Genomic DNA, 12,251 nt, shown 5'->3' with positions numbered 1-12,251 from the left:
ACATTTTCACCTTTTTTCATCTCATTCCTATCGTAAATATTGATCCAATACTCTTTTATCTTTTTGAACTACATAACCACTGCCACCAATATTTTTTACATCTTCAACCATACTAATTAGCAATATTGGATTCTCAATATTAGGATCAGTTGTAAAAACTGCCATCCACCCCAATTCTGTTCCTGTTGCATCTTCTTTTGAAAGCTTTATTTCTGCCGTTCCTGTTTTTCCAGCCAAAGTGTACTCCTCTCTATGTAAACCATATCCCGTTGCTGTTGGTTCACTAATAACTTTCTTCATTGTCTCTAAAACAGTATGAATACTTTCTTTTTGAATAACTTCCGGCATCCATATATTGGGATTATAATTTGGGTTATATAGTAACGTCGGTTCAATTATATTTCCATCATTACTAAATGCGGAATAAATAGAAGCTAGATGCAATGGATTTATTAAGATTTGACCTTGTCCATATCCACTATCTGCCAATTGAATTTCTGACTTTATTCCTTCTGTATTTGAATACTGTGATATTGACATTTTAATATCAAATGGTATTTCTTTGTTAAACCCCAATTTTTCTAAAAAGCTAGTTAAATTATTTTCCCCCAGTTTAAGTGCTACTTTTGCAAAATATATATTATCAGAATATATCATTGCATTTTCCAGTGTTGCAGGTTCAGTCTCATGTAATGTGGTCACATAATAATCCCCCCATGACGAGTCTTTTTGCCAGCTTAAACCTTCGTTTCCATAATCTTCTACAGGATCAAGAATACCTGTGTCTAACCCTATCACTGCAGTAACAGGTTTAAATGTTGATCCGGGACACCATACCTGTCTGAATCGATTGTACAAAGGTTGCCTTTCATCTTCATTTAAGCTTTTCCATAATTTATCTGACATTCCCATTACAAAATCATTTGAGTTAAAAGAAGGAGTACTGACCAGTGCCAAAACTTCTCCTGTATATTGGTTCATAGCAACAGAACAACTCTTATCATCCTTAAACTGTTCATACAAGACTTTTTGCAATTCTGCATCAATTGTTAATTGAATATCCTCTCCGTTTTGAACCGGTTTATCTACAATAATATCTTTTCTGTTTCCAAATTCATCTTCGATATATATCATGCAACCATTTTGACCTTTTAATTTATCTTCATATAAACTTTCTATACCACTTCTCCCTATAACACTATTGGAATCATAACCTTTCCCTTTATTCTCTTCCAAATCTTCCGCTGTAACTTTTTGAATATATCCAACCAAATGTGACGCTGCTTCTTTTAAAGGATAGTCTCTAACTTCGATATCGTTAATCATAACACCTGGAATTGATAGTAATTCCTCTTGATTTTCCTTTAATTTTACAAGATTTTCATCCGGATTAATTTTCATTAATTCCAATTCACTAACTTTAGGAATTGTTTTTATAGGAACAAATGAATCATCTTTTACCCACTCTGCAGACAATTTGTTCTTTATCACATCAATATCCACTTCAAGCAACTCCGCAAGTTTAATTATTGTGTTTTCTTTATCCTGAATTTTACCCGGCACTAGCCCAACTGATGATGCAACCCCTTTTCCAGCTAACACTTTTCCATTCCGATCTAAAATTTGTCCTCGCTCTGCTTCTACAGTATCTATTCGTACTTTATCTGTAGACTCTAATTGCGGAAAAATAATACTATCTTTCCAAACAAGTTTATATTCAAATTTTTCTTTTATAAAGTTTACTTCATTTTGAAATTTCACTTCACCTGCAAGAGTATTAAATGATGTAAGATATGAAATCTCTTTACCATTGGATTTCTCATTTAAAATTTTAATGCTTAAATCCTTCGTTTCTAATCCTTCATATATGTTTTTATTTCTCTTTACAAATTCTTCCATAGAAATATTCGATGAATGTTCTTTAGAAATCATTTTATACATTTTTTCATATTCATGTTTATTGATATAATTCATATATTCGGTTAGCAATTGTTCAGTAGTGTTCTTATGTGTCTGTTTCGTAATAAAAAAAATCAAGCTCAATACTAAAATTAAAGAAAATATTATTAATATCAATCTACCTGTCCATTCAAATTTTTTTCTTTTCATAATTGTCTCCTGTTTCCATATCTTACGTTTGTAATATATTCTATTATCACTTTTTTGTCAATAGCCTTCTTGACGTTTCTATTTCAATGCTCTATAATTATTACGAAAGTAAGATTAAAGGAGAATAAACATGGATAAATTACCACAAATATCTGAAGCAGAATATGAAATCATGAAAATAATATGGGATGAGTCACCAATAAGCACAAATTCTATTTGTGAAAAAGTTCCATCTATACACAATTGGAGTAATAAAACAGTTCATACGTTATTATCTCGTTTAGTGTCAAAACATGTTATTTCTTATGAACAAAAAGGGCGTATGTATTACTATTTTCCCATTATCTCTAAAAATAAATATTTATCACAAGAGAACCATAATTTTTTATCTCGCTTTTATGATGGTGAAATGGCTCCGCTATTATCTTCCTTACTATCCAATGCCCAATTATCTGACAGCGATTTAAAGAATATGTATCATCTTATAGACTCTAAATTGAATGGTGGTGATGAAACCTAATGTTCTCGATTCACTTTTTATTATGTAATCTCACTATCAGTATCTTATTGGGGATAATTCTATTACTCAAAAAACTATTAAAAAATTATATTACAACTAATAGTCGGTATTATTTGTGGTACATTTTTGTATGTGCGCTTATTATTCCTTTCATACCATTCAAAAATATCGGACCACATCAATTATTAATAAAGTTACAACACTTTTTCCAACAAGATACGGGTAAAATTGTAAATACTTCTACAAAACAACTTGATGATATAAATTTATCTGTTCAATTAGGTACTTCTGATTTTGCGTCAGCTCAAGATAATTTTAATTTGTATGATCTTGATAAATACTTATTTGCAATATGGATAATCGGGTGTTTGTTTACATTAGTATATTTTATATATAATATTGTTAAAATTCATTTAATCCAAAAAAAAGCTTTTTTGATAACTTCTGAAAACGAACCAGAACTATACCAACAATACATTTCGTGTCATGAAAAATTAAAAATAAGACGACATGTCGCTTTATACGCTTCATGTAATATTTCAAGCCCTGTTTCTTACGGTCTTCTATATCCCAAGGTAATTATTCCTCAAGATATGGATATATTACTGTCTGAACAGGATGTATATTATATCTTTTTACATGAATTACAGCATTATAAACACAAGGATGCTGCATTAAATTATATAAGTTGCATTTTACAGATCATATATTGGTTTAACCCATTCATTTGGTACGGATTTCATATATTACAAAAAGATCGGGAAATTGCATGCGACAACTCAGTAATTAACATCATAGGGAAAAACAACTGTATAGATTATGGCTATACATTAATAAGATATGCTGAAAAAATGCAACACAATGCTTTTCTCTCTCCACTCTCTCGTTTAGGTGGAGAAAAAAAGGTCATTATAGATAGAATAAAAGAAATAGCAAATTATCAAAAAATTTCTAAAAAGCATAAGAGAAACAGCATTGTAATCTTAGTGTTCGCTTGTGTTCTAGTATACTGCATTAGTCCCTTATTAACTGTCTATGCATCACGAGACTCATCTAATAATTTGACTTCCCAAAATATAGATGACATAGACCTATCTTCTTATTTCAGTAAAACAAGTGGTAGCTTTGTAATATATGATATGACAAATGATAGATACAAAATTTATAATAAAGATTTAAGCACCAAACGAGTTTCTCCGGATTCCACTTATAAAATTTATAGTGGTTTATTTGCATTAGAGGAAGGTGTAATCAATTATAATTCTTCTAATCAGCACTGGGACGGAACAAACTATTATTTTGATTCATGGAACAAAGACCAAACCCTTACTACAGCTTTACGTAATTCTGTTAATTGGTATTTTCAAAATCTTGATACACAAATAGGATACCAAACACTTTATTCTTATTATAACAAAATTTCATATGGGAATTGCGATTTATCAGCTGGTATTGAAGATTATTGGTCCGAATCTTCCTTAAAGATTTCACCGGTAGAACAGGTAATCCTATTATCTGAACTTCTGGAAAATAAATGGGAGTTTGAGGAAAAAAATATTCAAGCAATAAAAGATGCCTTATTTATTTCTGATACATCCATTGGAAAATTATATGGAAAGACAGGTACTGGGTCATTGAATGGACAAAATACAAACGGTTGGTTTATTGGCTTTATTGAACACGGTGAAAATACTTATTGTTTTGCTACCAACCTTCAGAATTCCGAGAATGCCACCGGCAGTGCTGCTTCAGAAATAACTATAGAAATATTAAATTCTTTATTCTCTTAAAAATGAAAATACTTTATTCCCAAAAGCTAAGGAGGTTGATGCCTATTAACACTAGTGTTTATCAAGATAATCAAAGCTTAAAAGTATCGGCTTATATAGTTAATGTAGGTTTATGAAACATTTATAGAATAACTAATTTCTAGGATAGGCAGAAATAATATGAAAAAAAACAAGTCTTTTTATCTATTAATTATTGGAATTTTGGTTGGTATATTTGCATTTTCAGGTTGCACGAATCATAATAATTCAGACGCTAAGAATATACAACAGGATACAAAAGATCCTACTCCAGAGAAATTTTCTGTAGTAGAATCACAAGAACCCACACTAACTGAAGTAGATTGGTCTAATTATTTTGAAGGCTTAACCGGGACCGCAATAGTATACGATCCAACAGAAAAAAACTATATGATATATAATAAAGAACTGGCTCTAACGCAGAGATCTCCATGTTCTACATTTAAAATTATCTCTTCGTTAATCGGTTTAGAAAACGGAATTATTGATCCTGATAATTCTGTGCGTCCTTGGAGCGGTGAAATATTTTGGAATGAGGACTGGAATAGAGATATCAATTTTTCTGATGCATTTCGTACCTCATGTGTTTGGTATTTTCGTCAGGTCACTGATGACATTGGCAAGGTGAAAATGCAGAATGAACTTAATAAACTGAAATATGGAAATTGTGATATTTCTGATTGGGAGGGAAAGTTAAATACTAATAACAACAATAGAGCCTTAACAGGTTTCTGGATAGAATCGTCTTTGAAAATTTCTCCAAAAGAACAGGTTGAAGTGATGGAACGAATCTTCGGAACTGACTCCACCTACTCAGAAAGAACACAAAATATTTTAAAACAAGTAATGTTGATATCAGAAGAGAATAATACGGAAATATCTATTTATGGAAAAACAGGAATGGGAAAAGCAGAGGGTATTGTTGTAGATGCATGGTTCACAGGATTTGCAGAAACACTAGAAGGAAATAAATATTTTTGTGTATATCTCGGACAATCAGATGCAGGCAACACATCAAGCACTGCCGCAAAGGAAATCGCCATTCAAATTCTTAATGACAATAAATGACAATAAGATACCCTATCAAAAATCGCCTCAGACTCTCACAGGCTGGGCGATTTTTTTATAGTAATCTTTTGCCAAATCATTTTGTTCTTTTACTATGTACTCTAAACCTGATCTTAAATTAGTGACATACATAGTCTGTGCACATTTCGGATAAACGGAGCCCCTTTCCCGCGTCAGCGGTGTAAGAGGCTCGCACCAGCGGTGCGTTATCCGTTTGTTGTTACTTGTTAATAGGTTCCATATCTCTCATGTTCTTACCATTCATCTCCAAACGATAGGCTCCACTAAGCATGCGTGCAAGGCACGCCTCTGCATAAGTATGATCCTGAAACATGTCATACCAGGCAGGTACAGGGAACTGAGAGATTACAAGGATGGATTTATGAGGATCTCTGCTGTCGAATACCTCAAATAAGTTTCGGCACTTATTAACATCCATGTTCATCAATCCAAAATCGTCAACGACAAGAAGATCATAGCCAGCGAACAGATTCAGTTCTTCTTGATAAGTGTCGAGTTTTTCTGCTTTGGACAACTCATTTATCAACTGGCTAGCCTTCATGTACCGGACTGTCTTGAACTGCCGCAAGGCACAAATACAAAGTGCATTGGCAAGGTAGCTTTTACCGGAACTGGTTTTTCCTGTTATGACAAGATTTTTTCCCTGTTCAATCCATTCACATTTGGAAAGTTCCTCTATGATGCGCACATCCAGCTGTCGTTCCGGATTATAAAGCGTTTCATCCAGATCAGCAGCGGGATATTTCAAGGTTGCCTTTTTGATAAAACGATTCAGTTTCTTGGAATAGCGCAGATTCCATTCAGCATCTACGATACGCTGTATTTTTTCTCTGAATGGAAGAAGTTCTGCATTGGGATCTGCAAACACTTCCTCCAATGCTTCTGCCATACCGGAGAACCGCATACTTTTAAGCTTACTGCAGATTTCGTAGTCCTCTGTGGAAAGTTGGTTTTTATTTATCATCGATACTCCTCCTTCCCTCGTAAGTTACTATGCTCTGGAAGTGAGGATGTAGTCGGTACCGAATGATTGTCCTGCATATTTTTCAGGAGCTTTTTGAAATAAGAATACCTACAGGCATTACTTTCCACGCATGTTTTTGCGATATCTTCCAGCAAAAGTCTGGATTGATTCTTACACATATGAAGAATGCCGTTACAACTATTATAGGCTTGTTCTTCGTGCTGAGGTGTAAGAAGCACGGAATCAATAAGTTTACCCATATATGGACCGATACTCGAGGCCCATCGTCTGTAATAAGCGCCATCTTTAGAATTCACTTCTTTGTAGTATTGATGCTCTAGAGCCATGTGCTCCGGCTTGGTGATGTATTTGGGAAAGTCTTTGTAGGACCTTCTATGGGTACAAATCAGCTTGTTATTCCGGTCGCAGATTCGTACCTCTGCCATTGTAGCCTTAAGAATTGCAGGCTGATTATAATACGTGTACAATACTGAATAATAGTGGTCATCATACAACAGATGGTAATTATTCGGTACACGGGCAAAGTATTTATAATCACACAGCGAGAAGGATTCACCGGCAAGTGGCTTCATCTGTGGTTTGTCATATCGAAGGAAACTTTCCATTTTGGAAAGGGACTGGGAGGTCCTTTTCTCGTTGTTGATGTCCGCTATTTTTTGCCGTACATCACGATTGATATCTTCGATACTGTAGTAAACTTTTTCTTTCAGGTCTTCCAACAGATGTGTCTCCAGAAACTGAACGTACTTCTCCACCGTTGGTTTTCCCTTCGGCTTGCGAGGCGGTGGTGGAAGGATTACTACATCGTAGAAATTCTCTAAGTCCTGATAGACACTATTGATTACCAGTTCATCCTTGGTATGCTTGGTGATTGCAGTTTTTAAGTTGTCTGGTACGAGATATTTAGGCACTGCACCATAGGACTCCAATGCATGAACAGTACCGGCAATGAAGTTGGGCAGTTTTTCATCCTCAAAGGCTTCCGCATAAATAAGGTTGCTTACTCCAACAGTTGTAACAAAAAAATGTACCTTTTTTATTTCACCAGTTGATGAATCCACAAGAATTTCCGGTTGATCACCGACCCAGTCGATGTAAACCTTTTCTCCTGGAATCCGTTCCACGACCATGCTGACAGCTTCCGAGCCGTAATGCTTTTCAACGAAGCGTTTAAAATACAGGCAATACTGTGTATATTGATAACCGGAAGGACAGTCCTTCTTGTATTTTAGCCACAGATAAAAGAGATTTGCTTTGCTTCCTGGCATAATTAGCCGCTCATAGACGGCTTGGTAATCAGGCATAACGGAATCATCTTTTCTGCGGAGGTTTTCGGGTGGAAAGAATAGATGTTCCACTTCCTCTGCCGACATTTGTTTCAGCGTATCAAGATCTTTGCCGGATTCTTTGAAGCGGTTCATGATCAGAGTAATTGTGCTGCAGCCAACTTTGTATCGGCTACGGCAATCATCATAGGATATGCCACGTTGACGCATATCGATGATTCCAAGAATTGTAGTACAGTTTTGCATAATTGTATGCTCCTTTCTCATTTGTTTTTACCACGAGAAAACTATACCACAATAAGTCTCACACCGATATTCCGAGCAGGTACACCGGTGGAACAATGTGCTCACACCGTTTCAAACGAAATATTCACACCGGTCGGGCGAAATTTGCAGTCTGTATTTTACATATTACTTCTACATACAAGCACATTATTATTTGGTCTAATTTACCTTTATATAACATCAAATAAGAGAGTGTATCTCTTTTAACACACTATTAACTATTAACAACGTAGCCTTATCAATTCCAATTATTATAAATAAATATGAAATATAGATATTTCTGGAACAACCCCCAACCGACCAGAAACATGTGTAGTTCCGATTCCTGTATTTACGTATATTTTTGTCTTTGAATTTAATTCATACATTCCGCTGACATAATTTTTAGCGAGGTTTGTAGAAGAGATAGCTTTTTGATTAATAGCAGGAATAAACGGGATATTAACTTGCCCGCCATGACTATGTCCGCTCAACACTAAATCATAAGGGTATTCTTGAAAAGAGTCTGCTGTATCTGGCTCATGTATTAACAGAATATTGTAATTCGAATCATATATCTTTGTAGAATCCGGCATATATACATTTCCCAGCATACTATCATCTAACCCTGTAAATAATATTTTTTTATCTGAATCAGTAGTCACATACCAATTTTCATTTTTCAGCACAGTAAATCCTGATTGCTGCATAATATTTTCATACTGTCTGGCAGCTCCACCACCGCAATCGCGATTCCCCCATATTGCTATTTTATCATATGTTGCATTGATTTTTTGTAGTTCTTTTATGATATGTTCATCATCATGATACTTGGCATAATTGTCATACAAGTCCCCTGTAAACACAACAACATCTGGATTTTGCTTATTGATATAGTTTACAACCTTATCCAGGTTCTTATAATTAAAATCCGCTTTTATATGCGTGTCTGAGAATTGAACAACTTTAATAAAATCAGAAGTTTTTTCGTTTAAATATAATTGATTTGATGCAATACGATACGGTTCGATTTTAAAAGCATAAAACACACAACTTCCAATCAAAATAAGAAGTGTGAAGACTGTTCCAAAAAAAATTTTCAAAAATCTTATCATAAAGATCTATCCTTCCCATAAATTATCTTGCTCAAAATAAAAGCTGCTTGTGACATTTATGTTACAAAAAATGTGGCATAAAGAAATATATAATCTTTAAACCACAATGTTTTTTAACTTACAATCTTCCAGTTACTTGCCTTACAAATTGTCAATTTATGCTGGACATCTGTGTGGTTTTGGCCTGATTAGTAACAAACTTTACAATTGCATTAACTATTACAGCCAACCATTGCATCTTAAATCTAAAGCTATAGCAAAGAATACTAATGTCTAAAATTACATCCAGGTAACCAACCCCAGATTCTGACATTCCATATGTATACTCACTCTACACTAATTCCAGCATATGCCCATGTCTCTCCGTTATCCTTTGACTCAAAGCGAATTCCCTGGATTTCCCCAGCTCCTGTTAAAAGCTTTATAGTCAGGATATCCTCTTTCTTTTTCGGCATCTCACAGTATTTATAATTTTCTATGGTAAAGTTAAGTTCTTTTGCCAAAGGCGGTAGCTCTGTCACAGTCTCCAAAGGTAGCTGAAGTTCCGTAAAGGTTGTACCTCCATCCCTGGTGACATAAAGGCTGGAATGGGACTGGGAAGCTCCTGTCAGCCCTGCAAACCCGAAATTTTTATCAAAGAATTCCAACCCCTCTGTTACCCCAAGATTTCCGCCAAAGGGATTCTGGTTTGCCATTTCCCATGTGTCACCGCCATCCGCAGTTTTTTCCAACTGGTAAAATCTGCTTCCCGCCGCCGCATCAGCCACCACCAGACGCCATCCTATCTTATCATCTAAAAAGAAATACATACTGCCGTCTGTCTGATCTACTGTCCAGCTTTCCACATCTTTTACCTCATCCATCTGTTCTTTATCTAACACTTCCTGGCTGATATATTCTGGTTCCATCATATAGCGAACAGGAGTGATATCTTTCACAGCTGGCATGTGAAGAGAAACCTCAAATCCCACAATTTCTCCGCCATTGAAAAGTTGTGTAAAATTTTCACTTCCTTGATCAACACCATCTCCGTCTGCATCACCGGGAAGATAACGCAGCCCGTCCATCACTCCGAAAGACCGGCGCCCATAATATACAAGTTCATAGGTCTCATTTTCCAAAATTGAAGACCACATTTTCACCTGATTTTCGCTGTCTGCTTTCTCCAATATCCGGAGCATTGGCTCAAAACGCATATCGGCATTATAATCGGCATTGGCTTCTCCGTTCACCCAAACAATAATCTTCTCATTTATCTTTCTGTCATAAGTAATCAGATATGTCTTTTCTGTTCCTTTTTTATTTTTTCCGTAAAGAAAGGTATCTAAGGTCTGAACTTTCCCAGTCTCATTAAAGGACATCTTAAATCCATTTACCACATAAAGATTTTTCGGCATCTCAAGCTTTTCCTCTAAATCCGTCAGAATTCCTTCGATACCATCTTCAAAGAAGTTATCGTGGACAAAATCTACTTCCCTTTTCTTCCATAATTCATCAAGCTTCCATGACAAATGCCCGTTGTACGGAATTGCTGAATAAATGATACGCCCGCCAAAATAGATTGTACCAAGCAACGCAAGAAAAATCTCTATTCGTAAAAGAACTTTATTCTCGAGCTAAGATGTTTGCTGCATCTTTTTCCTTGCAATCATCCATAGTACAGAACTAAGCAAAATTTCAGACAGACTAATCAGCAAAATCAGCAAATGCCTTCTCAGCCCACCATACTGACATACATACCATGCCTGATATAAAAACAGCAGGTAAAAACAAAGACTGGTTTTCCCACATAATTTATAAATATTCTTCATACACCCCTCGATTCTTTCATTTTTGTCTCTTCTAACATGATGTGTCAGTCATATTTTGGCAACTTTATCATATTCCAAAGATAACATGTAACTGTAATCATTTGAGATATGTCCATCCATAAATCCAATAAATGGATTTATGAATTGGAAAAGGGATTCTTATTTGATCCCTAACATTTATTTCAATCTAATAATTACTCTAAATTGATATTAATGTGATTTTTATTTTTTATAAATGTAATAAATTGCTCCTCTGTACCAAAACTAAATTCATCGCCATTAATTACAAGCCCTTTATTACCATATCCTAACCAACAAAGATTCTTTTTGATATTACAACAGGTTATATTCTTCCATTCAATAATGGTTCTATCGTACTTTCTTATAATTTCCAGCTTATCGTCATAAAAGTTATAAGTTACTTTCTCTTTATACCTTTTATAAGAATAATTTGAATCTAATTTTAAAAATATTTTCTTAGTATAACTTATTGTCCAATAATATAAAAATATAAAAGTTATTGCAATAAGCGGAATACTATAGATCCATTTGTCTGATCCAATCAAAGTACAAACTACAATTCCAATAAATACTTCAATGATTATAAAGTGACGACTCAGATCAGCCAATTCCCTTTTTCCATTTTTATTTTCATATTTTAAATTTTGATAATAATATTCTATCACCGCCTCATCATACAATGTATGATTTTGTAAAATGACATCCATTTTAATTTCTTCCTTTCCATACCCTACTCCAATCTTCTCCAGCTAATGTGTTTAATTTAATAAATCTTTTAAAGTCTTCTATATCTCCGATAACAAAATTTTCTTTTCTTATAAAAATAAGTTGATTAATAACGCGAATCCAGCAATACTCTTTTATGGTGCCAATTTCCATAATTTCGATAAAAGACACTATTATTTTCTTACCGCTTTCCGGAACTAAAACATTAATCTCATCTTTTTTTATTGTCATAATTCTTTTTCCAGTTCCATACTGTTTTAAAGCAGTTTCCATTTGTATATAAGTCGCTAGTCTCAGATATATATTATTTATCAATATCACAGCACAAACAAATAATATCATCATAGTCATAATCATTTCTCTTCCAATTTTACTACATAGACAAAATGAAAATATAATCACTGCTCCACAAAAGAATAATAATATCCTTCTGTACTTTCTATTTTGGGTTTGATAATATAAACAAAAGAGTTCTTTGTTCCACTCATAATGTATTTGAAATAATATATCCATTATG

11 protein-coding genes are annotated in these 12,251 nt (G+C 34.3%); 3 read left to right on the top strand and 8 right to left on the bottom strand.

What is annotated here, in order from left to right:
- Positions 1-27 precede the first annotated feature (27 nt).
- Positions 28-2,109, bottom strand: coding sequence for a penicillin-binding transpeptidase domain-containing protein (locus AC6I5B_RS05415; RefSeq protein WP_028087046.1), 2,082 nt, complete (start codon positions 2,107-2,109; stop codon positions 28-30).
- A 130-nt stretch (positions 2,110-2,239) separates the two neighbouring features.
- Between AC6I5B_RS05415 and AC6I5B_RS05410 the strand changes: the two genes are divergently transcribed.
- From AC6I5B_RS05410 to AC6I5B_RS05400, 3 genes are all read left to right on the top strand, one after another.
- Complete coding sequence (locus AC6I5B_RS05410; RefSeq protein WP_004613115.1) at positions 2,240-2,629, top strand: BlaI/MecI/CopY family transcriptional regulator; 390 nt, start codon at positions 2,240-2,242, stop codon at positions 2,627-2,629.
- On the top strand, positions 2,629-4,419 hold the full coding sequence (locus tag AC6I5B_RS05405; protein WP_004613116.1) for a BlaR1 family beta-lactam sensor/signal transducer: 1,791 nt from the start codon (positions 2,629-2,631) through the stop codon (positions 4,417-4,419). Before AC6I5B_RS05410 ends, AC6I5B_RS05405 begins: the two co-directional genes overlap by 1 nt.
- Positions 4,420-4,578: 159 nt before the next feature.
- Positions 4,579-5,505: a penicillin-binding transpeptidase domain-containing protein gene (locus AC6I5B_RS05400; protein ID WP_004613118.1), complete on the top strand. Its 927-nt coding sequence runs from the start codon at positions 4,579-4,581 to the stop codon at positions 5,503-5,505.
- A gap of 220 nt (positions 5,506-5,725) precedes the next feature.
- Here the strand turns inward: AC6I5B_RS05400 and AC6I5B_RS05395 are convergent, their stop codons facing one another.
- From AC6I5B_RS05395 to AC6I5B_RS05365, 7 genes are all read right to left on the bottom strand, one after another.
- Complete coding sequence (locus AC6I5B_RS05395) at positions 5,726-6,490, bottom strand: ATP-binding protein (protein WP_022250343.1); 765 nt, start codon at positions 6,488-6,490, stop codon at positions 5,726-5,728.
- Complete coding sequence (locus AC6I5B_RS05390) at positions 6,487-8,043, bottom strand: Mu transposase domain-containing protein (RefSeq protein WP_118724013.1); 1,557 nt, start codon at positions 8,041-8,043, stop codon at positions 6,487-6,489. Before AC6I5B_RS05390 ends, AC6I5B_RS05395 begins: the two co-directional genes overlap by 4 nt.
- A 290-nt stretch (positions 8,044-8,333) precedes the next feature.
- On the bottom strand, positions 8,334-9,176 hold the full coding sequence (locus AC6I5B_RS05385; RefSeq protein ID WP_004613120.1) for a metallophosphoesterase: 843 nt from the start codon (positions 9,174-9,176) through the stop codon (positions 8,334-8,336).
- Between the two features lie 326 nt (positions 9,177-9,502).
- Entirely contained in the window at positions 9,503-10,750 is a 1,248-nt protein-coding gene (locus AC6I5B_RS05380; protein ID WP_004613122.1) for a WD40/YVTN/BNR-like repeat-containing protein, read from the bottom strand.
- A gap of 42 nt (positions 10,751-10,792) precedes the next feature.
- Positions 10,793-10,987, bottom strand: coding sequence for a hypothetical protein (locus AC6I5B_RS05375; RefSeq protein WP_497773658.1), 195 nt, complete (start codon positions 10,985-10,987; stop codon positions 10,793-10,795).
- 194 nt (positions 10,988-11,181) lie between these two features.
- Positions 11,182-11,715: a hypothetical protein gene (locus tag AC6I5B_RS05370; protein WP_004613123.1), complete on the bottom strand. Its 534-nt coding sequence runs from the start codon at positions 11,713-11,715 to the stop codon at positions 11,182-11,184.
- 1 nt (position 11,716) lies between these two features.
- Entirely contained in the window at positions 11,717-12,247 is a 531-nt protein-coding gene (locus AC6I5B_RS05365; protein WP_004613124.1) for a hypothetical protein, read from the bottom strand.
- Between the last annotated feature and the right edge of the window lie 4 nt (positions 12,248-12,251).

The sequence above is a fragment of the Faecalimonas nexilis genome, from assembly GCF_059731825.1.
Note: the sequence above shows the minus strand (reverse complement) of the source record. Positions and strands in the feature narration are given on the sequence as shown.